This is a genomic window from Mesorhizobium sp. M0030 (assembly GCF_040323695.1).
Lineage (GTDB): Bacteria > Pseudomonadota > Alphaproteobacteria > Rhizobiales > Rhizobiaceae > Mesorhizobium.
Genome location: NZ_JAMYVE010000009.1, coordinates 105743 through 128251 on the forward strand (window position 1 = coordinate 105743; position 22509 = coordinate 128251).

The 22509-nt window shown below is 63.4% G+C and carries 21 protein-coding genes; 11 read left to right on the top strand and 10 right to left on the bottom strand.

Features of this window, described 5'->3' with window-relative positions; all coding sequences use genetic code 11:
* Window position 1 precedes the first annotated feature (1 nt).
* Window positions 2-1576, bottom strand: a complete 1575-nt coding sequence (locus tag NKJ80_RS18940) for a sensor histidine kinase (protein ID WP_502902209.1) — start codon at window positions 1574-1576, stop codon at window positions 2-4.
* 115 nt (window positions 1577-1691) lie between these two features.
* Here NKJ80_RS18940 and NKJ80_RS18945 point away from each other — a divergent pair, with 115 nt between their 5' ends.
* Window positions 1692-1919, top strand: coding sequence for a hypothetical protein (locus NKJ80_RS18945; RefSeq protein WP_023683960.1), 228 nt, complete (start codon window positions 1692-1694; stop codon window positions 1917-1919).
* Window positions 1920-1945: 26 nt separating this feature from the next.
* Here NKJ80_RS18945 and NKJ80_RS18950 read toward each other — a convergent pair whose 3' ends face one another.
* Window positions 1946-2866 (bottom strand): diacylglycerol/lipid kinase family protein, encoded by a 921-nt coding sequence (locus tag NKJ80_RS18950; RefSeq protein WP_023701350.1) that lies wholly within the window; start codon window positions 2864-2866, stop codon window positions 1946-1948.
* A 256-nt stretch (window positions 2867-3122) separates the two neighbouring features.
* Between NKJ80_RS18950 and NKJ80_RS18955 the strand changes: the two genes are divergently transcribed.
* Window positions 3123-4427 carry a PRC-barrel domain-containing protein gene (locus NKJ80_RS18955; protein ID WP_023715017.1) on the top strand — a complete coding sequence of 435 codons (1305 nt, stop codon included), beginning with the start codon at window positions 3123-3125 and terminating at the stop codon, window positions 4425-4427.
* Between the two features lie 132 nt (window positions 4428-4559).
* Here NKJ80_RS18955 and NKJ80_RS18960 read toward each other — a convergent pair whose 3' ends face one another.
* Complete coding sequence (locus NKJ80_RS18960) at window positions 4560-6098, bottom strand: alkaline phosphatase family protein (RefSeq protein WP_031197104.1); 1539 nt, start codon at window positions 6096-6098, stop codon at window positions 4560-4562.
* Window positions 6099-6315: 217 nt separating this feature from the next.
* On the opposite strand from NKJ80_RS18960, the gene NKJ80_RS18965 reads away from it, so the two are divergent.
* The 4 genes from NKJ80_RS18965 to NKJ80_RS18980 all read left to right on the top strand — a co-directional run bounded on the left by NKJ80_RS18965 (window position 6316) and on the right by NKJ80_RS18980 (window position 9485).
* Window positions 6316-7248, top strand: coding sequence for a VOC family protein (locus NKJ80_RS18965; RefSeq protein WP_023724468.1), 933 nt, complete (start codon window positions 6316-6318; stop codon window positions 7246-7248).
* Between the two features lie 4 nt (window positions 7249-7252).
* Window positions 7253-7885 (top strand): alpha/beta hydrolase, encoded by a 633-nt coding sequence (locus NKJ80_RS18970; RefSeq protein WP_023730788.1) that lies wholly within the window; start codon window positions 7253-7255, stop codon window positions 7883-7885.
* Complete coding sequence (locus NKJ80_RS18975) at window positions 7878-8177, top strand: GNAT family N-acetyltransferase (protein ID WP_023730787.1); 300 nt, start codon at window positions 7878-7880, stop codon at window positions 8175-8177. Before NKJ80_RS18970 ends, NKJ80_RS18975 begins: the two co-directional genes overlap by 8 nt.
* Before the next feature lie 249 nt (window positions 8178-8426).
* On the top strand, window positions 8427-9485 hold the full coding sequence (locus tag NKJ80_RS18980) for a dipeptidase (protein WP_352498123.1): 1059 nt from the start codon (window positions 8427-8429) through the stop codon (window positions 9483-9485).
* A 3-nt stretch (window positions 9486-9488) separates the two neighbouring features.
* Here the strand turns inward: NKJ80_RS18980 and NKJ80_RS18985 are convergent, their stop codons facing one another.
* Genes NKJ80_RS18985 through NKJ80_RS19000 form a run of 4 tightly spaced genes read right to left on the bottom strand, consistent with a single transcriptional unit; the run spans window position 9489 to window position 14186 of the window.
* Window positions 9489-9734, bottom strand: coding sequence for a hypothetical protein (locus NKJ80_RS18985; RefSeq protein ID WP_023690115.1), 246 nt, complete (start codon window positions 9732-9734; stop codon window positions 9489-9491).
* 2 nt (window positions 9735-9736) lie between these two features.
* Window positions 9737-10963, bottom strand: a complete 1227-nt coding sequence (locus NKJ80_RS18990) for an aminomethyl transferase family protein (protein ID WP_352498124.1) — start codon at window positions 10961-10963, stop codon at window positions 9737-9739.
* 51 nt (window positions 10964-11014) lie between these two features.
* Window positions 11015-12580 (bottom strand): phytoene desaturase family protein, encoded by a 1566-nt coding sequence (locus tag NKJ80_RS18995; protein ID WP_023748362.1) that lies wholly within the window; start codon window positions 12578-12580, stop codon window positions 11015-11017.
* The gene (locus NKJ80_RS19000) at window positions 12567-14186 is read right to left on the bottom strand and encodes a phytoene desaturase family protein (RefSeq protein ID WP_352498125.1); all 1620 of its coding nucleotides are present in this window, start codon (window positions 14184-14186) and stop codon (window positions 12567-12569) included. Before NKJ80_RS19000 ends, NKJ80_RS18995 begins: the two co-directional genes overlap by 14 nt.
* 201 nt (window positions 14187-14387) lie before the next feature.
* On the opposite strand from NKJ80_RS19000, the gene NKJ80_RS19005 reads away from it, so the two are divergent.
* From NKJ80_RS19005 to NKJ80_RS19025, 5 genes are all read left to right on the top strand, one after another.
* Window positions 14388-15206, top strand: coding sequence for a class I SAM-dependent methyltransferase (locus NKJ80_RS19005; protein ID WP_352498126.1), 819 nt, complete (start codon window positions 14388-14390; stop codon window positions 15204-15206).
* An 8-nt stretch (window positions 15207-15214) separates the two neighbouring features.
* Window positions 15215-15895, top strand: a complete 681-nt coding sequence (betI, locus tag NKJ80_RS19010) for a transcriptional regulator BetI (RefSeq protein ID WP_023690120.1) — start codon at window positions 15215-15217, stop codon at window positions 15893-15895.
* A gap of 58 nt (window positions 15896-15953) precedes the next feature.
* The gene (locus NKJ80_RS19015; RefSeq protein ID WP_023690121.1) at window positions 15954-17036 is read left to right on the top strand and encodes an ABC transporter substrate-binding protein; all 1083 of its coding nucleotides are present in this window, start codon (window positions 15954-15956) and stop codon (window positions 17034-17036) included.
* A gap of 116 nt (window positions 17037-17152) precedes the next feature.
* Window positions 17153-18229, top strand: coding sequence for an extracellular solute-binding protein (locus tag NKJ80_RS19020; protein ID WP_023690122.1), 1077 nt, complete (start codon window positions 17153-17155; stop codon window positions 18227-18229).
* Window positions 18226-19521, top strand: coding sequence for a flavin monoamine oxidase family protein (locus NKJ80_RS19025; protein WP_023831997.1), 1296 nt, complete (start codon window positions 18226-18228; stop codon window positions 19519-19521). The genes NKJ80_RS19020 and NKJ80_RS19025 overlap by 4 nt, the downstream gene beginning before the upstream one ends.
* A 40-nt stretch (window positions 19522-19561) precedes the next feature.
* Here NKJ80_RS19025 and NKJ80_RS19030 read toward each other — a convergent pair whose 3' ends face one another.
* The 3 genes from NKJ80_RS19030 to NKJ80_RS19040 all read right to left on the bottom strand — a co-directional run bounded on the left by NKJ80_RS19030 (window position 19562) and on the right by NKJ80_RS19040 (window position 22465).
* The gene (locus NKJ80_RS19030) at window positions 19562-20635 is read right to left on the bottom strand and encodes an ABC transporter ATP-binding protein (RefSeq protein ID WP_352498127.1); all 1074 of its coding nucleotides are present in this window, start codon (window positions 20633-20635) and stop codon (window positions 19562-19564) included.
* 91 nt (window positions 20636-20726) lie between these two features.
* Window positions 20727-21551, bottom strand: a complete 825-nt coding sequence (locus NKJ80_RS19035; protein ID WP_023690125.1) for an ABC transporter permease — start codon at window positions 21549-21551, stop codon at window positions 20727-20729.
* A complete protein-coding gene (locus NKJ80_RS19040; RefSeq protein WP_023806551.1) occupies window positions 21548-22465 on the bottom strand; it encodes an ABC transporter permease in 918 nt (305 codons plus the stop codon). Before NKJ80_RS19040 ends, NKJ80_RS19035 begins: the two co-directional genes overlap by 4 nt.
* Window positions 22466-22509 lie beyond the last annotated feature (44 nt).

Here is a 22509-nt window from a genome sequence, read left to right on the forward strand (position 1 = left end):
TTTAAGCCGGCAGATCTTCAAGCGGCATCGATATTTCGGCGAACACGCCTTCGCTGCGGAATTCGTGGGTCACTTCGCTCGACAAAACCTTGGCGAGGCTGCGGCGGATCAGGATAGAGCCGAAGCCCTGGCGTTCCGGCGGGTCGACTTTCGGCCCGCCGCTTTCGATCCAGGTCAGCACAAGGCGGTGCGCGCCTTTCTTGCCCGCCGCCATCCAGTCGACATCGACCTTCCCCGAGCCAACCGACAGCGATCCGTATTGCAGCGCGTTGCTGGCCAGTTCGTGCATGATCAGGCCGAGCCCCACCGCCTGGTCGGGCGAAAGCAGCAGCTCCGGACCGGAGATCACGATGCGCGGCCGTTCTGCCGAATCGAACGGCTTGACCTCGATCTGCATCAGTTCGCGAATACCGATGCCGCGCCATTCGCGATCCGACAGCAGGTTATGGGCAGCGCCCAGCGCCTGCAGCCTGGCGCCGAAGGCTTCCAGGAATTCGCTTGGGCGGCGAGCGTGGCGAACGGTCTGCGTCGCCAGCGCCTGCACCGTCGCCAGCGTGTTCTTGACCCGATGGTTGAGCTCGCGCAGCAGCAGCCTTTGCCGGTCCTCGCCGAGCTTGCGTTCCGAGATGTCGTAGTTGACGCCAAAGATAAGCGTCGGCTTGCCTTCGCCGTCGCGCTCGATGACGCGGCCGCGGGTGACTATCCAGCGCGGCGGATCGAAGCCTTTGACCCGGTATTCGCCGAAATAGTCGTCGCTGCCGGTCAGGGCATCGCGAAAGCGCGTCTCGGTCTGGTAGACGTCGCGCGGGTCGATGGCGGCCAAAATGTCGCGCGCCCGCAGCCAGTTCGAACGCGGCAGGTTGAACAGCTCCGACAAACGCACGTCGCATTCGATCATGTCGGTGCGGATATCCCAGGCCCAACTGGCGAGCGAGGCGGCATCGAGCGCTATGGCTCGGCGCTTTTCCTCCTGCGCCAAAGCAGCCGTGGCAATGGCGCCGCTGCGGGTGGCGTCCTTGAGGGTAAACAGGCTGGCGGCGAGGCTGGCCAGCGATTTCAAATGATCGAGCGCGGCAGCGGACGGAAGTTCATGCGGCTCCCGGTCGAATACGCACACCGTACCGACGCGCGCGCCGGCGACCACCATCGGCGCGCCGACATAAAAGCGGACATGGTGTTCGCCGGTGACCAGTGGGTTGCGGGAGAAGCGAGGGTCGATGCTGGCATCCGGCACCACCATGGGCTCGTCGCCGGCGGCAATGGTATGGGCGCAGAACGATATGTCGGTCGCGGTTTCGGTCTCGTTGAAGCCGACACAGGATTTGAACCACTGTCGTTCGGTGTCGAGCAGCGTGACGAGCGCGATCGGCGCCTGCATCACGGCTGCGGCAAGGCCGGTGATGCGATCGAAGTCGGGATCGGAGTCGGTGTCGATCGCGTCAAGCCTATGCAGTACGGCAAGCCGCTCCGGCGCCGCCACGGCGCGGCGGACCTCAACCGGCAAACCAGCCTGCTTCGCCACCTTGCTATCCACCAAGCCCCCTCGCTTGCAGGCCCCACCTGCGGCGGCGCGCATCTCGCGCGGCCGTCGTCGCGCGCCGGAACTTTTGTAGCAAGCAATCGTTACCCCACCATGTTTCGCCGGCGATGGTTTTATCCACCATCCCGGTTGCGCGATAGGAACGCCGCCAATGACCAAGATCGCCCCTGAAAACAAAGCCCGTCAGGGGCGGTGGGGTTGGCACGGCCTGCGCATATTGGTCGCCGCTTTGCTCCTGGCTTTCATTGCTTGGGGAGCGGCCGAGATTTATGGCCAAAAGATCGATCCAGATACCCCTGAAAGCCAGGGGCAGCCCACCGGCCAGAGCGCGCCGGCCAACCAGAGCGCGCCAGCCGGCGAGGGGCAGTCGGGCGGCTAGGGTTTTCCGCGTCATTCGTAATCGCATCAGGCGGCCTTCGCCTGGGCGGCTTGCGCCGGAACCAGGACGTTCAGTGCGCCAGGGTGGATCTGGATTGTCGTTTCGCGCTCCAGCTTGACCAGTTCGCCGTCGATGACGGCGCCGAATTTCTTGCTCCCTGTATGGATCTTCACGATTGCCTTGTCGGCCTGATGAGTTTCGACATGATCGCTGTCGCGCCACCTGCCTCGAGCCATGTCGAAGAGCGCCCTGACCAGCTCGCCACGCTGCCGCGCCACGGTGACATAGATGCCGAGCACGCCGCCGGCAGGATTGTCGGCATAAGGCAGATGGCCTTCGCCAAACAGATTGTTGGAAATGCCGATGCCGCTGATGCGGGTCACGATCTCGGCTTCGCCGACCGTCAATGTCACCTTCATGGCGGGAGGATTGTTGATCGTAGTCCAGGCGGCCTTGGCCGAAGCGCGAATCTTTCCCAGGCGCGAGGCGAATTCCATATTGTCGCGCAGCTTCACCATCCTGGCGTGCAGGCCGATCGAGAACTGATGCACGAACGGCCGGCCATTCGCGCTCGCGATATCAACCGCCATGATCTCGCCGTCGGCAAAGGACTTCAGCGCGCCATCGATGGTCTGCGGAATTCCAAGGCCGCGGGCGAACAGGTTCATTGTTCCTGCAGGCAGGACGGCCAGCGCCTTCTTGCCATTCATCAGCCGCCCCGCGGCGGCCGAAATGGTGCCGTCGCCGCCACCGGCCAGCACGACGTCGAAGTCGCGCCGCGCGGCGACCTTGTCGAGCGCCGCGACAATCTCCTTGCCGGCGACGATGTCGATCTCGATGGAGTGACCAGCCGCCTCGAGCGTCTGGCGCATCCGGTCGGTTAGCGCTGAAAGATCGGTGGTCCGCAAGGTGCCGCCGTCCCGGTTCAGCACCGCTGCAAATCGCATGCCCCACTCCGTATTCTTTAGCGGCCGGAATGCCAGCCGCAGGCTGAAACGGGCAAGCTTGGGAAAGGTTCCATCGGCCGGGTGGGAATGTCGGGCGATTCCGCGGACTTGCCCAGGGTATTTCGATGCTCCCGTTTTTTCGGAACAAGCGCCTTGTCACAACGTTGTGATCCCATTGGAGGCGCCGCCTTCGGTCTCCCGGCAAGTGGTTTGCCGATTGCGGCGCACATGAGATCACGCAAGAGGAGACTTAATCATGATCCGCACACTGTTCGCGACGACCGCACTGGCAACGCTGATCGCTACCGGTGCGTTTGCGCAGTCAACGACGACCCCGGCGACGACCCCAGCGCCGGCTGAAGCCCCTGCTACCATCGCGCCGGCGCCGCAACAGGCCGACGGCGCGCTGATGACCAATATCATCGGCGAGTCTGTCTACAATGGCACTGGCGACGATGCGCAGAAGATCGGTGACGTCAGCGACGTCGTCCTCGATGAAAACGGCCAGGCGAAATCCGCCATTATCGGCGTTGGCGGCTTCCTCGGCATAGGCAGCAAGAACGTCGCCTTCGACTACGGCAAGTTGCAATGGGTCGAGAGGAATGGTGATCGCTGGCTCGTCGCCGAGACGACGAAAGAAGCGTTGACGGCGCTGCCCGACTTCGACCGTAAGCCTTACGATCCGGCCCCGGCGCCTGCTTCCACGGCGCAGAACGACCCGCAGAAGCCGGTTGATCTCAACGCCGCGCCGTCAGAACCGGCGGTGAAACGCGCTGACGGCAATCTCGCAACCAACATCATCGGCGAGAATGTCTACAATGGCACTGGCGACGATGCCCAGAATATCGGCGACGTCAATGACATCGTGCTGACCAAGGATGGCAAGGCGCAGTCGCTGGTGATCGGCGTCGGCGGCTTCCTCGGCATGGGTGAAAAGAACGTCACCTATGATTTCGCCAAGGCACGGTGGGCCGAAAAGAACGGCGATCGCTGGCTGGTGGCGCAGACGACCAAGGAGGAACTGCAGGCGCAGCCTGATTTCGACCGCAAGCCCTATGATCCGGCGCCGGTGACGACAACCTCCGACGCAACGCAGCCGACTGCTCCCGCTGCCCCGACGGCCGTTGCACCGGCTGACAATGCTCAGCCAGCGGACAAGACCGCGGAAGCTCCGGCCGGTACAAAAGCCACCGATCCGACGCAAACGGCAGCGATCGACAAGTCGACACTGACCGAAATGCCGGTCGGCAACATCAGAGGCGACGACCTGAAGGGCACCACCGTCTATGGCGCCAACGACGCCAAGGTCGGCGAGATCGGCGACGTCGTGCTCACGCCCGACAGCAAGCCGGATGCCGTCATCATCGATGTCGGCGGCTTTCTAGGCATCGGCGCCAAGGAGGTCGCGGTCGGCATGGACAAGCTCAAATTCATGACCGACAAGGACGGCAACAAATATCTCTACACCAACTTCACCAAGGAGCAGCTGCAGGCGCAGGCTGCGTATGACAAGGGCAGCTATGCCGAGAAGCGCGACCAGCAGCGGATGATGGTACAGTAAGGGAATAGGCAGTAGGGATTGGGCAGTAGGCGAAACCGAGTGACGAGGCAATCAGGCCGCCAGAACATTCTACTGCCTACTGCCTACTGCCTACTGCCTACCGCCTACTGCCTACTGCCTACTGCCTACTGCCTACCACATATCCACCACCCCTTCGTCCGTCAGCTCTGCAAGCGCCAACGACTGGTCAAGATGCTCGGCGCGCCAGGCAAGCAGTCGCTCGGCAAATTCAAGCCGCACGCTGAGATAGGCCGGGTCGGCGGCAACGTTGGCCAGTTCGCCCGGATCCTTCTGCATGTCGAAGAGCAGCGGCGGCAGGCCGCCGCCGAAATGCACGTATTTGAATTTTTCCGTACGGATGACGGCGAGGTTGCACTGGCGCGAGCCGATGCCGAAATGCCGTTCGGCCTCACCGCTGGCAATCGAGCGGAAGTCGAACTCCCAATGCGCCGCGTCGCGCCAATCCTTAGGCGGTTCATCTTGCAGGAACGGTTTTAGCGAGCGGCCGTCGAGATGCAGCTGGGCGTCGGCGTCCAGCAGATCGAGCAAGGTCGGGAAGATGTCGACGGCCTCGGTGAAGTGGTTGACGGTCGAGCCGGCTGCATTGCCGTGACGCGGGTCGCGCACGATCAATGGGATGTGATAGCTGCCGTCGAAGAAGCCGCCTTTGCCCAGCATGAAATGGTCGCCCATCATCTCGGCGTGGTCCGAAGTCAGCACGATGATGGTGTCATCCCATGCATTCGCCGTCTTGATCGCTTGCCAGATGCGGCCAAGCTGCGCGTCGACCTCCGAGATCATGCCGTAATAGATCGCGCGGATGGCCCGGATGTTGTCGTCGCCCCAGTCGCGCACGTGGCCGTCGGTGCCGGGGCGGAAGCTTCTCCGCTTCTGGCGACCAAGGTCGTAAGCCAGATAGGGATGCCTTTGCGCCTCGGCCTGCCAAGTCTCGACATGGCGGAAGGGCGGTCCGTCCGCCGGATCATACAGCGTGTTGTAGGGCCGCGGTACGACAAAGGGCGGATGCGGGCTGATGAAGGAGACATGCGCGAACCATGGCGAATCCTGTTCGTCCAGCCAGCGAATGAATTCGCCGGCAAGAAAAGCGGTCGGCGTCTCGTCCCTGGAATAGACAGGCGGCGCGCTGGTCACGGCGTCGCCCGCTTCCCCGCCCACGGGGCGGTGAATGCCGGGAGAGCCCGCGCTGGTGTCGACGCCACGTGCCTTCAGCCATGACAGCCATGGTTTCTGATGCTCAGGCAGGAACTGGCGAACGCTGAAGCCGGGCAGCACGCCCTCATAGCTTTTCAGCCGGGGATCGCCCGGCGCCATCGTGCGCGGATCGGGCGAGACGTCGGTGTAGCCGAACAAAGTCGGATCATAGCCGAGGGCGCGGGCCGAAAGCGCCATGTTGCCGTGGCGGGCGTCGAGCGGCGTGCCGTTGCGGCAGACGCGATTGTTCATCTGGTAGAGGCCGGTGTAGAGGCACGCGCGGGCCGGCGAGCAGGGCGCCGCGCCGCCGTAATGCCGCATGAAAAGGACGCCTTCGGCGGCGAGCGCATCGGCATTCGGCGTCTTCACCACGGCATGGCCGGCAGCCGACAGGCAATCGCCCCGCCATTGGTCGCAGGAGATCAATAGGATGTTCGGGCGTCTGCTTTTCGCGGCCAATGCTCTATCCTGTCACGTCGGGAAGACGTTCAATGAACCGGAATTTGGCGGCAGCGCAAGCCTGTCAGTCTTGCTTAAATGGTGAACGAAAATTTCCTGCTGTTCACTATTGGGATACAGTCCATTCTGAGTTTGCCGCCTTTGCCATTGCCAGGCGGCCCCTCATATAGGCGTGGACAGCGGCAAGAGCCGCAAACCGAAGGGAAGGAGCAAGACAATGCTCGACCAGATCAAGGGCCTGCATCACGTGACGTCGATGGCCGGCGATGCGCGCCAGAACAATAATTTCTTCACGCACAAGCTCGGCCTGCGCCGGGTCAAGAAGACCGTCAACTTCGACGCGCCAGATGTCTATCACCTCTATTATGGTGACGAGCACGGTACGCCCGGCTCGGTGATGACCTATTTTCCGTTCCCGGACATTGCCAGGGGCCGCCATGGCGTCGGGGAAGTCGGTACCACGGCCTATTCGGTGCCGGCCGGCACGCTCGGCTATTGGGAAAAGCGCTTCGCCGATGAAGGCGTTGCGGGTGTCTCCCGCGAAGAGACGTTCGGCGAGAAGCGGCTGGCCTTCGCCGGTCCCGACGGCGACGGTTTCGCGCTGGTCGAAGACAAGGCGGACAGCCGCGCGCCATGGTTGAAAGGCGGCATTCCCGCTGATGAGGCGATACGCGGCTTCCACTCGGTCTCGCTCAGATTGAAGGATGGTGGCGCCACGGAAGAGCTGTTGAAGTTCATGGGCTATGAGCAAGTGGACAAGTCCGGCAGTGTCAGCCGGCTCGCCATCAAGAACGGCAACGGCGCTGATGTCGTCGATATCGAATCGCTTCCTACCGCGGGCTTTGCCAATCTCGGCGCCGGCTCGGTCCACCATGTCGCCTTCGCGGTGGAGAACCGCGCCCAGCAGCTCGAAGTGCGCAAGGCGCTGATCGATACGGGTTATGGCGTGACGCCGGTGATCGACCGCGACTATTTCTGGGCGATCTACTTCCGAACGCCGGGCGGCGTGCTGTTCGAAGTCGCCACCAATGAGCCGGGCTTCGACCGCGACGAGGATACCGCCCATCTCGGCGAAGCCCTGAAACTGCCGACGCAGCACCAGCATCTGCGGCCCTATCTTGAAGAGCATCTGCAGAAGCTGGAAGGCTGAGACGATGAGCAAGGAAGCTTACATCCACAAGGCGCTGCCGGGTTCGCCCGGCGGCCCGCTGCTCTTCGTCTTTCACGGCACCGGCGCGGACGAGAGCCAGCTGCTGTCGCTCGGGCGCGACCTCGCGCCACAGGCGACGATCGTATCGCCGCGCGGCGATGTTTCCGAGCATGGTGCGGCGCGTTTCTTCCGCCGCACCGGCGAGGGCGTCTACGACATGGACGACCTCGCGCGGGCGACCGCCAAGATGGCCGGTTTCATCAAGGCGCAGGTGGCAGCGGCAAGGCCATCTTCGGTCTTGGGTCTCGGCTATTCCAACGGCGCCAACATCCTGGCGTCCGTAATGTTCGCCGCGCCCGAGCTGTTCGATGCGGCGGTGCTGATGCACCCGCTGATCCCGTTCGAACCGCAGGTGCAGGGCAGCCTTGCCGGACGCCGCATCCTGGTCACCGCCGGCAAGCGCGACCCGATCTGCCCGCCCAACCTGACATCCCGGCTGGAGGCCTATTTGCGCGCCGATGGCGCCGATGTCACAGTGGAGTGGCACGATGGCGGCCACGAAATTCGGCCAAACGAGATCGAAGCGTCGAGGCGGCTTTTTGCCGATGCGCCGGTTGAAGGAGCAAGCGATGCCTGACGAATTGCCTGAGATCGAACTCGAGGACCGCGGCTCGAAGGGACGTTATGTCCTGCGCAGGCCCGGTGGCGCCGAGGCGGAAATGACCTTCACCAAGGTCGGCGAGCACCAGATCATCATCGATCACACCGAAGTGCCGGACGTGTTTCGCGGCCAGGGCGCCGGCCTTCGGCTTGTCACACGCGCCGTCGAGGACGCGCGGGCAGTGGGCAAGAAGATCATCCCGCTCTGCCCCTTCGCCAACGCCCAGTTCCGCCGCCATCCGGAATGGGCGGATGTGCTGAAGCAATAGACCTTTTTCCCTTCCCCCCTTGTGGGGTGAGCAGCCGGTTCGCCGCAGGCGAATTCATCGTGCCGGTGGCATGATGAAAGGCCGGCGAACGCCGGGACGCTGCGAAGCAGCGGGGACCGGCAGGTGGTCGGAGTCGCTCAGCCACAAGAGCGAACGCCTCTCTGGCATTTGCGCAGTTCGGCCTTCTTGCCTAAGTACACAGTTCGCTGCGGTTCGTCCGCTCCTGCCAACTGACCGAATGGCTTCCTGATGACCGAATCCGATCTCGTCCCCGTCTTCGACGGCCACAACGACACGCTGCTGCGACTGTACCAGTCGAAAGACACAGACGTCGAAAAGCTGTTCATCGAGGGGACGCAGGGCGGTCATATAGATCTGCCGCGCGCCAAGAAGGGCGGCTTTGCCGGCGGCATGTTCGCGATCTTTCCACCGCCGGTCGAGAAGAGCAAACGCTCTGCGGTGCCGCCGGCGCCGAGCGACAATGAGCCGTTGCCGCCGGAACTGCCGCGCGCTGATGCGCTCAATTCCACCATCGGCATGGCCTCGATCCTGTTTCGGCTGGAGCGAGCGGGGGCGCTGACCGTCTGCCGCAGTGCCGGTGACATTCGCGAGGCGATGGCGAAAGGTTCGATCGCGGCGGTGTTTCATATTGAAGGCGTCGAGGCGATCGATCCCGAACTTACCTTGCTCGACGTGCTCTACGAAGCCGGCCTGCGCTCGCTCGGCATTGTCTGGAGCCGCCCCAACGCCTTCGGCCACGGCGTCCCGTTCCGCTTTCCGTCGTCGCCCGATACCGGACCGGGGCTGACCGATGCCGGCAAGGCGCTGATCAAGGCCTGCAATCAGCTCAAGATCATGGTCGACCTGTCGCATCTCAACGAAAAGGGCTTTCGCGATGTCGCCGCACTCAGCGATGCGCCGCTGGTCGCCACCCATTCGAACGTGCATGCGCTGTGCACCCATTCGCGCAACCTGACGGACTGGCAGCTCGGCGCTATCCGCGAGACCGGCGGCATGGTCGGGCTCAACTTCGCCACCGGCTTCCTGCGCGAAGACGGACGGATGAACTCGGACACCAGCCTCGACATCATGGTGCGCCATGTCGACTCGCTGCTGCAGGCGCTGGGCGAGGACGGCGTCGGTCTCGGCTCCGATTTCGACGGCGCCATGATCCCGGCGGTCATCGGCGACGTTGCCGGTCTGCCGAAGCTGATAGATGCGCTGGCCGCGCGCGGTTTCGGACGCGCGTTGATCGAGAAGATCGCCTATCGCAACTGGCTGAGCGTTCTCGAAAGAACCATAGGCTGAGGCTTAAGCGCCCATGCGCTTCAGCCAATCCTGGCCGCCGCGATCCCTGATCATCGGCAGCGGGTTCTCCCAGTCCAACCGCGCGCAGATGCGGTAGACTTCGAGCGTCTCGGCGCTCATTTCGCCGCGCTTGTAGAAGTACATGGCGGCGGCATAGCGGGTACGACCCGACCATTTTTCGCCGAGCGGCGTGTTGACCAGCTGCCACTGTTCGGCGGCTTCCGTCTCATCATCCGGTTCGTCGGCCATGATCAGAAATCCGCCGGCGGATTGGCGGTGCGGCGGTCGAGCTTGATGAAAGGACGGGCCACCACCTTGGCCCGCTTCATCAGCTTCTGGTACTGCAACTCGCGCATGGCGTAGATCTCGACCCAGAGGTCTTCCACCATCGTATCACCATAGGGACGCGTCAGCGAGGCGATGGCGATATTGCGCTTGGCCATCGGCGACCAGATGGCGGCGCTGACCAGCCCGACCTCCTGATGCTTCTTGTGGTAGACGATGGCGTGCTCGGCCGGGATGTTGCCTTCGATCTCCAGCCCGACCAGCATGTGGCGCAGCCTGCGTTTGGCACGGGCTTCGAGGATGGCGCGGCGGCCGTTGAAATGGCCTTTTCCCAGGTCGACCATAAAGCCGAGCCCGATCTCGTCCGGCATGCGCAGACGGTCGGCGCGAATGGCATGGTCTGCGGTGGTGAAGTCGGCATTGGCGACGATCAGGCCGGCTTCCAGCCGGGCGCGGTTGAGGGCGGCGTAGCCGATGGCGCGGATGCCGCGCAGTTCGCCTGCCGTCATCAGGCGGTCCCAGAGGCTGAGCGCTTTTTCGGCCGGCACGAACAGTTCGTAGCCGAGATCGCCGGTGAAGCCGGTGCGCGAGATGGTGATAGTGCCGCCATCGTGCGGGAATTCGGCGAGATCGAACACTTTGAGTTTTTCAACGCCGGCGAAACCCGCCTCGTGCAGCACGGCGAAGGAGGTTGGGCCTTGCAGAGCGAGACCAGCGACGCTTCCAGTCTCTTCCTCGACTGTCACCTCGAAGCCGGTCGCGCTGTCCAGCAGCCAGGGCAGGTGCCGCTCCTGCGAACACAGGCGGAAGCGGGTCGGCGACAGCCGGAACAGCGTGCCGTCATCGAGGACAAAACCTTCGTCGTCGCACCATGCGGTGTAGTGGACGCGGCCCGGTTTCAGCTTGGTGACATCGCGCAGCGTGACGCGATCGAGGAAGGCTTCGGCATCCGGACCCTCGATCCGGTATTTGGTCATCGGCGAGATGTCGAACAAAGCCGCCTGGCTGCGGATGGAGAAATATTCGAGTTCCTCGTCCCACAGCGAATGCGGCGCGCGATAGCCGGCCCAATTGTACCAGTCCTGAGTTTTGGCCACCGCATCGATGCGCGGCTGGAACGGCGTGCCGAGACGCAAGGTGCGGAAATGGCCCTGCGCTGTGGTGCGGGCGGCGTTGTTGATCGGACTCGTCATGACGGCATTCCTTCGCCGTAGAGTGCAGCGTTGACTGGCTGAAACATCCGATCATCCCTTCATCGCGATGATGCGCCGCGCCGCATTCAAACCGGGAGCACCCGAAACGCCGCCGCCTGGATGCGAACCGGCGCCGGCCAGGAACAGCCCCTCGATCGGCGTGTCGTAGCCCGACCAGCCGGAGACCGGCCGCGACATCAACATCTGGTCGGCCTGCAATTCGCCGTGGTGCCAGTGGCCGCCCGGCATGCGGCAGTTGGCTTCGATATCGGCTGGCGTCAAAAGCTCGGCATGCAGCACGGACTTGCCGATACCGGGGGCGTAGGCTTCGAGCTGCGCCATAACAGCTCTGAGGAATTTCGGCTTGCCGGCGTCCCAACCCTCTTTCAGCGCATAAGGCGCGTATTGCACGACAGCCGACAGTACACAGGCGCCGCTTGGCGCGAGCGACGGGTCGGAGAGCGACGGCAGTGTGATCTCCATCACTGGTTCGGCTGAGAACTCGCCATATTTCGACGGGTTGAAGGCGCGCTCGACATGGTCGGGCGAGGGCGCGATAACCAGACGGCCCTTCCGATTATCGGTGTCGACGCCGGAAAATTGCGGTGGCCGATTGAGCGCCAGATGGAGCTTCGCCGCGTCGCCCCTCATGCGGATGTTTTTCACCTTGCGCACGAAGCCGGTGCCGATCTCGCGTGACCCGACCAGGCCGAGCATGGTGGTCGCCGGGTTGATGGCGGAGACGATCGTTCTGGCGTGCAGCACCTCGGCGCTGTCGAGGGTCACGCCGACGGCGCGGCCTTTCTCGACGACTATCCTGGCCACGGGCGCTGCCGTGCGGATGGTGACGCCGGCTTTCTCCGCCGCCGCGCGGATCGCGGCGACGACTGCACCCATCCCACCTTTCGGCAGCATCTGCGCGCCGGTTTTGCCGCCGGTCTCGCCGGCCAGCCGATAGTAGAGGCCGAGCAGGGAGGTCGGCGAGCGCGGACCGAGATGGCTACCAAGCGTGGCGTCGAAGGCAAGCAGGCCCTTCAGCCTGATATCGGCAAGCTGCTCGTCGAGCAGGTCGGCGACGTTCATCAGGAGAACGCGCAGGAAGTCGCGCATGTCTTCCTTGCCGAGCTTTTTCAGCGCCGCGGCCGTCTGGCCGAGCGCTGCGGTTTCAAGCAGCGACATGCCACCGAGATCGGGCGGGCGCCGCGACAGGAACGGTTTCAGGATGCCGGCATAGCGCATGAGTTGCGCGCGCAATTCCCTCCAGGCGTACTGCTCGGACGGAGTGGAACCGGTCAGCACCTCGCCGTAGGCGCCGTGCAGGACAAGCGGCGGGCCGTCCTTCGCCAAGGCGACCGACGGCATGAAGTCTGTACGGGTGACCTGCAGCCCGTGTTTCTCCAGCTCCAATGTCTTCACCACGTCGGGGTGCAGGCGGTTCAGCACATGCGCGATCGAGGAGACCCGAAAACCCGGCGCAAACTCTTCGGTGCGCGCCGCGCCGCCGACATCGCCGGCCGCTTCCAGCACCAGCACCTTGCGGCCGGCCTTGGCCAGAGTGGCGGCAGCGACAAGGCCGTTATGGCCGCCGCCTATGATGATGGCATCAAATGACGTCATGGGCCGCGCTCATATGGGAGGTCGATTTGGCGAGGTCGCGCAGGATCTCGGCTGCCGCATTGCGGCCGGGTGCGCCCATGACGCCGCCGCCGGGATGTGTCGAGGAGCCGCACATATAGAGCCCGCCGACCGGCGAGCGGTATTGTGCGTAGCCCGGCACCGGCCGGTTGAACAGCAGCTGGTCGAAGGTCAGCTCGCCCTGGAAAATATTGCCTTCGGTCAGCCCAACCTCGGCCTCGATCTCGCGTGGCGTGCGCACCTCCATATGGACGATGCGGTCGCGGAAGCCTGGCGAGTATTCGGCGATCTGCGCAACTACGCTTTCGGCGAAACCGTCGCGGTCGGCATCGGTCCAGTCCTGGCCCTTCACCTTGGGCGGTGCGTACTGCACGAAGCAGCTCATGAAATGCTTGCCCGGCGGCGCCATGGTCGGGTCGAGCGTCGTTGGGATGACCATGTCGAGGAATGGGTCGGCCGACCAGCGACCGACCTTCCAGTCGTCATAGGCGCGCTCCATGCGCTCCATGGAATCGGTGAAATGCATGTCGCCGCGATAAACGGGTGAATCCTTCGGCAGTGCCGGGAATTCCGGCAGAGAATCCAGCGCGATGTTGACCTTGCCGGAGGAGCCGCGGATCTTGAAGTTCCTGACCCGCCGCAGGAAAATGTCGGGCAGTTCCTTCTCCTCGACCAGTTTCAGGAATGTGCGTTTGACGTCGGCGTTGGAGACGACGAGCTTGCCGTAGACCTCCTCGCCGCCGGCCAGCACCACGCCCTTGGCCTTGCCTCGGCTCACCAGCACATGGTCGACCTCGGCGCCGGTGCGGATAGCGCCGCCGGACGCCTTGAAGGAAGCGGCGAGCGCCTTCGTGACGGCGCCCATGCCGCCGCGCGCATAGCCCCAGGCGCCGACCGAGCCGTCGACCTCACCCATATAATGGTGCAGCAGCACGTAGGCTGTGCCGGGCGACATCGGCCCGAGCGCGGTACCGATAATGCCGGACAAAGCGAAGTTCGCCTTGATGACATCGGTCTCAAAATATTCGTCGAGGAATTCCGAGATCGACATGGTCCAGAAGCGCAGCGTCAGCGCCATTTCTTCTGATGACAGGCCGACGAATTTCTTGCCGAGATAGAGAAGCTCTCCGAGGTCGCGCGGCTTGAGACTGGCCGGGTCCGGTGCGGTGCGCATCAGCAGCGGCTGGATGAAACGGCACTGCCGCGTCACGTCGCGCGAATAGCGGTCATAGGCCTCCGCGTCGCGCCTGGAGAAGCGGGCGAATTCGCGCCGGTGCGCATCGTGGTCACGGTAGTTGGCGAGGTAGTCGCCGTCGCGGGTGAACACGGCGCCGCCTTCATAGGAAATAACCTGCAAGCCGAGACGCGGCAGTTCGAGGTCGCGCATGATCTCGGGGCGAAACAGCGAGCAGACATAGGAGCAGTTGGAGTAGAGGAAGCCCGGCGTCAGCTCGCGGCTGGTGGCGGCGCCGCCGACCCAGTCGTTCTTTTCCACCACCAGCACGTCGAGCCCGGCGCGTTGCAAATAGCAGGCGTTGACCAGGCCGTTGTGTCCGCCGCCGATGACGATCGCATCCCAAGCTTTCATTCGCGCCCAGCCTTCATGGTGCTCGACCCTTCATTTTCGCGTGATTTGTCGCCGAATGCGCGGAATTTGGCACGGCAGCGGCTATTCTGTCCAGCCATTCTGAATGAATGTTCAACAAATGATATTGCGTTTTCCTGTTAATACGCTACGCTTTGCCGGCATTCGAACCTGCGCAATTCGGCTGACGGGACTTAAGGTCTGATGATCGAAACGGCAGATGGCGAGCCGGAATATGACGACGCCGCGATCCGCTTCCTCGAGGCGCTGTGGGGCGAGGGCTATCTGTCGCCGGGCGGACCAGACGAGGTCGACCGGGTGGTCGAAGGGCTGTCGCTCAGGGGCAAGACGATCCTCGACATCGGCTGCGGCTCCGGCGGCATCGCGCTGCATCTGGTGGAGCGCCACGGTGCTGCTCATGCCACCGGCTTCGACATCGAGCGGCCGGTGATCGAGGCGGCCAGAAAGCATGCCGCTGCACGAGGGCTTTCAGACCGCGCCAGCTTCGTCCAGGCGCCGCCGGGGCCGCTGCCTTTTGCCGACGCTTCGTTCGATGTCGTCTTCTCCAAGGATGCGCTGGTGCACGTGTCCGACAAGGACGCGCTGTTTGCGGAAATCTTCCGCGTGCTGAAGCCGGGCGGCGTCCTTGCCGCCTCCGACTGGCTGATCGGCCATGACGGCGAGCCGTCATCTGAGATGAAGGCCTATGTCGCGGCCGAAGGCCTGTCCTTCGCCATGGCCTCGCCGGCACGCTATGCGCAAGCGATGCGCAGCGCCGGCTTTGCCGATGTCACTGTGAAGGACCGCAATTCTTGGTACCGCGAGGTCGCACGCGGCGAGCTGGAAAGGCTGAAGGCCCGCTCTACGAGACGGCGGCAGTCGCGGTCGGAGCGGCCTATGTCGACAAGAACATCAAGACCTGGGAAGCCATGCAGAAGGTGCTTGACAGTGGCGAGCACCGTCCCACTCATCTTCGCGGGTGGAAGCCGGCTGTGGTGGGATAGCCGGCAATGTGGAGCATGACGGCACCGATGAAAGCTGCAGCGCGCGAAGAGCGATCCTCCGACACGTCTGGAAAAACCGAGCCGGAAAAACGCGGCCGCAAGGCGTCGAAGGAGGTCAGGCAACAGCAGCTGATCGAAGCGACCATCGATTCGCTGGCCAAGCGCGGTTATTCGGAAACGACGATGGCCGATGTCGCTGACGGCGCCGGCCTGTCGCGCGGCATCGTCAACTTCCATTTCGAGAGCAAGGAGAAGCTGCTCGTCGCCACGCTGGCCTATATGGCCGACGAATATGCGGCGCATTGGCGCGTCGCGCTGACCAAGGCCGGCGAGGATCCAGCCCGGCAGCTGCGGGCGCTGGTCGCCGCCGATTTCGACCGTTCGATCTGCAACAAGCGCAAGCTCGCGGCGTGGTGCGCGTTCTGGGGCGAGGCCAAGTCGCGGCCGACCTACCAGGCGCTGTGCGGCGCGCGCGACGCGGCCTACCAGAAGATCTTCATCGACCTCTGTGCCACGCTCAAGCAGGGCGGTGGTTATGGCTATGAGCCGCAGGTCATGGCGCTGGCGCTCAGCGCCATGCTGGAGGGCTTGTGGCTGCGGCTGATGATGGGGACCGAGGACGTCACCCGTGAGAGCGCGCTACAGGCGGCAAACGAATTCCTGTCGGCCGCCTTTCCGAAGCACTACCCGCCGGACAGCGGACGTTGACAACAACCGGCGGATCCAAGCCGGAGCGAACAATCAGAAACAAAGAGGATGGAACAGCATGAAAAGAATAGCCCGACGCCTGACACTGACATTGGCGCTGACGGCGACGCTGGCTGGTTCGGCCGCGGCGATTGCGGTCCCCGCCGACAAGGACCTGATCGTGTTCGACTGGTCCGGCTATGAGGACCCGAGCTTCCACCCCAAATATGTCGAGAAGAACGGCGACTCGCCGACCTTCGCCTTCTTCGGCGACGAGGACGAAGCCTTCGAAAAAGTGCGCTCCGGCTTCAAGGCCGATCTTGGTCATCCCTGCTCGCAGAGCGTGACAAAGTGGCGCGAGGCGGGGCTGCTGCAGCCGCTCGACACCTCGAAGATCACCGGCTGGAAGGATCTCAATCCCGGCATCATGGCGATGAAGGATCTGGCCACCACTTCGGACGGCAAGGCCTGGTTCATGCCGTGGGACTGGGGCAACACCCAGCTCACCTACAACTCCGACAAGATCGACGCGAAGGATGTGCAGTCGCTGAAGGCCTTCGCCGATCCCAAGTTCAAGGGGCGGGTCTCGATCGGCGACAATGTCGACGACGCCTATGCGCTGGCCAGCCTTGCCATGGGGCTCAAGGACTGGACCAAGATGACGGACGACCAGTTCAAGCAGGCGTCCGACTTCCTGCGCCAGGTGCACAAGAATGTCCGCTCCTACTGGACCGATACCACGGACGTCGTCCAGTTGCTGAGCGGCGGCGAGGTCGATCTCGCCTGGGCATGGAACGATGCCACGGTACAATCCGTCGCTGCCGGTGTGCCGATCAAGTCCAAGAAGGATACGGACGAAGGCATCTCGACCTGGGTCTGCGGCTACGTGCTGTTCAAGGACGCACCCGGCAATGTCGACAAGGCCTATGACTACCTCAACGCGATCAACGATCCCGAGACCGCCAAGGTGCTGGTCAAGGACTGGGGTTATGGCCAGGCCAACGCCAAGGGCATGGCCGGCGTCGACCCGGCGATCCTGAAAGAAAAGGGCTATGACGATGTGCAGAGATTCGTCGACAAGACCCTGTTCCAATCGCCCGTGCCGTCGTCGCTCAAGCTCAAGATGATCGCCGAATTCGAGAAGATCAAGGCGGGGTACTAAAGCTCTGTCCGGCTTCCTCCGTCTGCCTGTCAGTGCGCCGGGCAGACGGTCTCGCCAAGGCCGCTGAAATTCCGTAACGTCGCCCGGCCGCTTTTCGCGATGAGGAGTTTCGCGCCATGAATTCCATGCTTCGCCGCCTTGCTCTTGCTGCCGCCCTTACGGTCGGCGCAGGCGCCGTGCTTGCTTATGCCGAAGGCGGCGGAGACCTCGTCGTGTTCGACTGGTCGGGTTATGAAGATCCGTTGCTGCACCCCGACTACACCGCCAAATACGGCGCCGAGCCGACCTTTGCTTTCTTCGGCGACGAGGAGGAAGCGTTCCAGAAGATGCGCGCCGGCTTCAAGGCCGACATCGCCCACCCCTGCTCGCAAAGCGTGACCAAGTGGCGCGCGGCCGGCATTCTGCAGCCGCTCGACACCTCCCGGATCGCCGGCTGGCAGGATCTCAATCCCGGCATCATGGCGATGAAGGATCTCGCCGTCACCGCCGACGGCAAGGCCTGGTTCATGCCGTTCGACTGGGGCAACACTTCGCTGCTCTACCGCACCGACAAGGTCACGGCGGAGGAAGCGCAGTCGCTGAAGATTTTCGCCGATCCCAAATTCAAGGGCCGCGTCACCATCGGCGACAATGTCGATGACGCCTATGCGCTGGCCAGCCTGGTCATCGGCCTCAAGGACTGGACCAAGATGACCGACGCGCAGTTCCAGGAGGCGTCCGCCTTCCTGCGTGACGTCCACAAGAACGTCCGCTTTTACTGGACCGACGACACCGACCTCAACCAGGCCTTTACCGGCAATGAGGTCGACCTCGTCTGGGGCTGGAATGAGACCTTCGTGACGCTCAAGGGCCAAGGCATGCCGATCGCCATGAACCGCGACACGAGGGAAGGCATATCCACCTGGGTGTGCGGCTATGTGCTGATGAAGGATGCGCCGGGCAAGCTCGATCAGGCCTATGATTTCCTCAGTGCGGTCAACGCGCATGCCGTGTCCGATTACTTGGTCAAGACCTTCGGCTACGGCCACGGCAACAGCGCCGGGATGGCCGCGATCGACCATCAGGTGCTGAGCGACCGTGGCTTCGACAATCTCGACAAGTTCTTGGACAAGACGCTGTTCCAGCAGCCGGTGCCGCCTGAGCTCAAGCAGCGCATGGTCACGGAATTCGAGAAGATCAAGGCCGGCTATTGAGCGACAGGACTGAAAGAACCGATGTCGTCATCGTCGGCGCCGGTTTCACGGGCCTGTCGGCTGCGCTTGAGCTGAGAAAGGCCGGCATCGATGTCGTGCTGCTCGAAGCACGCGACCGCGTCGGCGGCAGGGTCGAGGCTATTCGCAACGGGCTTGGCGAGCGCATCGACAGCGGCGGCCAGTTTTTCTGCGAAGACATGCCGGAGGTGACGGCGCTGGCCGCGTCCCGTGGCAAGGCCTTCGTCGAAACCTATGTGAATGGCGATTTCATCACCCATCCGTCGCTGTCGGTCGAAGAGGCCGAACGGACCTATCATGGCGCGATGGCAATCCGCGAGCGGATGAATGCGATCGAGCCGGACGATCCCTCGATCGCCGGCATGAGCGCTGCCGCCTGGCTCGAACGCCAGCCTGATCCCACTGACGCCAAGACGGCTTTCCGCTCGATGATCGAAGGCCTGTGGTGCCTGGCGATGGACAAGGTGCCGCTGTGGTACCTCATCGACAATGACCGCCGCATCACCAACGAGGTGCCCGAGCTGCAATATTCGCTGCTCGAAACCATGCAGTCGCTGGCCGAGGACATGGCGGGAGATCTCGGCGACAGGGTTTGGCTGAACGAGCCGGTTACGCGCATCGAGCACGGGCCGCAAGGGGTTCGTGCCGTCTCGGCAAGCAGCGCCATCGAAGCGCGAAAAGTGCTGGTCGCGCTGCCGCCGGCGACGGCCGCGAAGCTGGATTTCGCGCCCGCTCTGCCGCCGGCTCTCGCAAAGGCGCTCGGCGTCTGGGAAAGCGGTGCGGTGATCAAGATCCTGGTGCGCTATCCCACGCCGTTCTGGCGCGAGCGCGACCTGTGCGGCATGGTGATGTGGCGCGACCTGCCGGGCCTGTTCGCCTGTGACGCCAGCAAGGATGCGCAACATGCCGCGCTGGTCGTCTTCGTCGGCGGACCACTGGCGTTGCGTTGGCGTCCGCTCGCGGACGCGGCGCTGCGTGCGGAGGTCACGGCAAGGCTCGTTGATGCCCTTGGCCCGGAGGCGGCCGGCATTATCGATTTCAGCCAGCGCGACTGGATCGATGACCGCTGGAGCGGCGGCGCCTACAGCGACCTAATTGTCGATGTGACGGCACGGGATGCCGAGCGCACGATCCGTGCCGGCGCTGCCCCGGTTCATTTAGCATCGTCGGAACTGTCGCCGTCATTCCCGGGCTATGTCGAAGGCGCCATCGTGATGGGGCGGATCGCAGCCAAACAGATCGCGACGGAACTTAAAATTCTTAGTGGAGCATGATCTTATTCCGAAAATCGGTTCCCACTTTTCGGGATCATGCTCAGTCCGCCATCGCCACCAGGGCCTCGGGATCGTAGCCGAGGCGGACCGAAGTGCCGACGGGGATATCGTCGGCGCCGAAGTCGTTGGTCTCGGTGACCGACAGTGGCTTTTCCAATCCGGGTATCTCGACGATCAGGTGGGTGATCTCGCCAAAATAGTGGCGTTCGACCACCTTGCCGGCCACTTCGAATTTCGCCGTCGCATCGTGCCACAGCACGCGCAATCGCTCCGGCCTGATGCCCAGAGTGGCGCCGCCGCCATTGCGCATGAAGGCCTTCGGCTTGTCGGTCCTGACGCGGCCGAAGCCCAGCGTGTCGACGACCAGCGAGGCGGCATTCTCCTCTATGATCTGCGCTTTTACGAAATTCATGCCGCCGAGGAAATCGGCGACTTGGCGGTTGACCGGCCGCTGGTAGATTTCCTTGGGCGAGGCGACCTGGGCGATCTTGCCGCCGAACATTACGGCGATGCGGTCGGACATAGCGAGCGCCTCATACTGGTCATGGGTGACCAGCACGAAGGTGATGCCGACCGCCTGCTGCAGGCGGCGCAGTTCGACCTGCATCTGCTCGCGCAATTTCTTGTCGAGAGCCGACAGCGGCTCGTCGAGCAGCAGCACCTTGGGCCGCATCACCAAGGCGCGGGCGAGCGCCACGCGCTGGCGCTGGCCGCCGGAAAGCTCGGTGGCGAGGCGTTTGCCGAGGCCGGTGAGCGACACCTGCGCCAGCGCTTCCTCGACGCGGCGCTTTTCTTCCGTTCCTCCCAGCCTGAGCCGTTTCAGCCCATAGGCGACATTCTGCTCGACATTGAGATGCGGGAAGATGGCATAACTCTGGAATACCATGTTGGTCGGCCGGCGGTTGGCCGGGATGCCTTCCATCGACTGGCCGCCGACCGAGATCGAGCCGCTGGTCGGGTTGTCGAAACCGGCAATCATGCGCAGCAGCGTGGTCTTGCCGCAGCCGGAAGGGCCGAGCAGCGAAAAGAATTCGCCCTCCTTGATGGTCAGCGAGGCGTCGTCGAGCGCCTTGAACGCCCCATAGCTGCGGGTAACGCTGCGGATTTCGATCATTGCTCGGTCGGTTTGGGGTCGATCAGATTGGGCCCGCTCGGACTTATCTTGCTTGGATGGCTCATCCTGAGGCCGTTCGGCCCGGGACTGCTCAGGCATAGAGGCCTCCCTCGCTCTGGGTGCGTCTGGCCGCATGACGGCGCAGGATCTCGGCAACGGTCATCAAAACGAAAGAGGCAACCAGCAGCAGCGTGCCCAGCGCCAACACACCCGGCAGCTTGGCGGCAAAGCGCAACTGGCCCCAGATATAGATCGGCAGCGTCGTCTCGGTGCCGGTCAGGAAGAAAGCGATGACGAACTCGTCGAGCGAGATGGTGAAGCAGACCAGGAGGCTGGAAATGATCGCCGGCGCCACCATCGGCAGCGTCACCCGCCGGAAGGTGCCGAAGGCACTCTCGCCGAGATCGGCGGAGGCTTCTTCGAGGCTGCGGTCGAAGCCCTCGAAACCGGCGGTCAGCACCGTCATCGAATAGGGAATGCAGATCAGGACATGGCCGAGCACGACGGTGAACAGCGACAGGCTTAGGCCTAACTGCAGCATGACCAGCAGCATGGAGATGGCGAGGATGATTTCCGGCAGCACCAGCGGCGCCATGATCAGGCCATTGATTGTGCGGCGGCCGGGATAGCGGTAGCGGGTGATCGAGCGGGCGGCGAGGATGCCGAGCAGCGTCGACAGCACCGATGCCGAGATACCGACGATCAGGCTGTTCCAGGCGGCGTCAAGCAGCGCCGGCGTCTTCGGCAGGTCTTGGTACCATTTCAGCGTATAGCCGGTGAGAGGAAATTTTGGCGTCGGCGCGGTGTTGATCGAGAAGATCGGCAGGAAGATCACCGGCAGATAGAGAAAGACGACGTAGAGGAGGGCGTAGGCGGACAGCCAGCCGCCGGGGAAAAGGCGCCGCCTCGCCGTCATCGCGCCAGCCTCTGCAGCGCGCGGATGATGAGCACGGTGGCGCCCGCCATCAGCGTCACGACCAGCATGGTGGTCACGGACAGTGCCGCGCCGAGTGGCCAGTTGGAGGCCTTGTGAAACTGCGACTCGATGGCATTGGCGATCATCACGCCATCCTTGCCGCCGACCAGCCTTGCGGTGACGTAGTCGCCGACGGTGGGGATCATGACGATGAGAGCGGCCGAGATGACGCCCGGCGCCGACAGCGGCAGCGTCACGCGCAGGAAGGAGCGCAGCGGGCCGTCGCCAAGATCGGTGGCAGCCTCGACCAAGGTGCGGTCGACCTTCTCGAGCGAAACGAAGATCGGCAGGATGGCAAAGGCCGCCCAGGCGTGTGTGAGCGTGATGATGACGGCGCTGGAATTGTAGAGTAGCGCGGTCGATGGTTCGTCGATGATGCCGAGGCCCATCAGGCCGGAATTCAGCACGCCATTATAGCCGAGGATGACTTTCCATGACATCACGCGCAGGAGATAGCTGGTCCAGAACGGGATGGTGATCAGGAACAGCCACAGGCTCTTGTGGCGACCGCCATGGAACGAGATGAAATAGGCGATCGGATAGGCGAGGATGACGGTGAAAAAGCTCACCGTCAGCGAAATGTAGAGCGAGCGCCAGAGCAGATCGCGGTAGATCGGCTCGGTCAGCGCGATGCGATAATTCTCCAGCGTGAATGTATGGTCGATGGTGAGGTAGTTCTGCGTCCAGAAGGAGTGGGCGAAGACCACCAGGATCGGCACCAGCAGCAGGATCAAAGCGTAGACCAAGGTCGGGCTGATCAGGGCAAGGCCCTGGACGGACTCGGACTGCAGAAGGGCGTTTCGCCTTGCTCGCGTCATGCGCCGCGTGGGCACCCCTTCGGCAGCTACCGTCATTGCAGCGACCCGGGCGTGATCTCGGTTGCTGGCTCGAACTGTTC

Excerpts from the sequence above, each read along its gene's own strand:
- NKJ80_RS19020 (WP_023690122.1), top strand. The coding sequence starts at position 17,153 with ATGAATTCCATGCTTCGCCGCCTTGCTCTTGCTGCCGCCCTTACGGTC.
- betI (WP_023690120.1), top strand. The coding sequence starts at position 15,215 with ATGAAAGCTGCAGCGCGCGAAGAGCGATCCTCCGACACGTCTGGAAAA.
- NKJ80_RS18965 (WP_023724468.1), top strand. The coding sequence starts at position 6,316 with ATGCTCGACCAGATCAAGGGCCTGCATCACGTGACGTCGATGGCCGGC.
- NKJ80_RS18975 (WP_023730787.1), top strand. The coding sequence starts at position 7,878 with ATGCCTGACGAATTGCCTGAGATCGAACTCGAGGACCGCGGCTCGAAG.
- NKJ80_RS18990 (WP_352498124.1), bottom strand. The coding sequence starts at position 10,963 with ATGACGAGTCCGATCAACAACGCCGCCCGCACCACAGCGCAGGGCCAT.
- NKJ80_RS18980 (WP_352498123.1), top strand. The coding sequence starts at position 8,427 with ATGACCGAATCCGATCTCGTCCCCGTCTTCGACGGCCACAACGACACG.
- NKJ80_RS19040 (WP_023806551.1), bottom strand. The coding sequence starts at position 22,465 with ATGACGGTAGCTGCCGAAGGGGTGCCCACGCGGCGCATGACGCGAGCA.
- NKJ80_RS18940 (WP_502902209.1), bottom strand. The coding sequence starts at position 1,576 with ATGCGCGCCGCCGCAGGTGGGGCCTGCAAGCGAGGGGGCTTGGTGGAT.
- NKJ80_RS18970 (WP_023730788.1), top strand. The coding sequence starts at position 7,253 with ATGAGCAAGGAAGCTTACATCCACAAGGCGCTGCCGGGTTCGCCCGGC.
- NKJ80_RS18950 (WP_023701350.1), bottom strand. The coding sequence starts at position 2,866 with ATGCGATTTGCAGCGGTGCTGAACCGGGACGGCGGCACCTTGCGGACC.
- NKJ80_RS19035 (WP_023690125.1), bottom strand. The coding sequence starts at position 21,551 with ATGACGGCGAGGCGGCGCCTTTTCCCCGGCGGCTGGCTGTCCGCCTAC.
- NKJ80_RS19030 (WP_352498127.1), bottom strand. The coding sequence starts at position 20,635 with ATGATCGAAATCCGCAGCGTTACCCGCAGCTATGGGGCGTTCAAGGCG.
- NKJ80_RS18945 (WP_023683960.1), top strand. The coding sequence starts at position 1,692 with ATGACCAAGATCGCCCCTGAAAACAAAGCCCGTCAGGGGCGGTGGGGT.
- NKJ80_RS19015 (WP_023690121.1), top strand. The coding sequence starts at position 15,954 with ATGAAAAGAATAGCCCGACGCCTGACACTGACATTGGCGCTGACGGCG.
- NKJ80_RS18985 (WP_023690115.1), bottom strand. The coding sequence starts at position 9,734 with ATGGCCGACGAACCGGATGATGAGACGGAAGCCGCCGAACAGTGGCAG.
- NKJ80_RS19005 (WP_352498126.1), top strand. The coding sequence starts at position 14,388 with ATGATCGAAACGGCAGATGGCGAGCCGGAATATGACGACGCCGCGATC.
- NKJ80_RS18995 (WP_023748362.1), bottom strand. The coding sequence starts at position 12,580 with ATGACGTCATTTGATGCCATCATCATAGGCGGCGGCCATAACGGCCTT.
- NKJ80_RS18955 (WP_023715017.1), top strand. The coding sequence starts at position 3,123 with ATGATCCGCACACTGTTCGCGACGACCGCACTGGCAACGCTGATCGCT.
- NKJ80_RS19000 (WP_352498125.1), bottom strand. The coding sequence starts at position 14,186 with ATGAAAGCTTGGGATGCGATCGTCATCGGCGGCGGACACAACGGCCTG.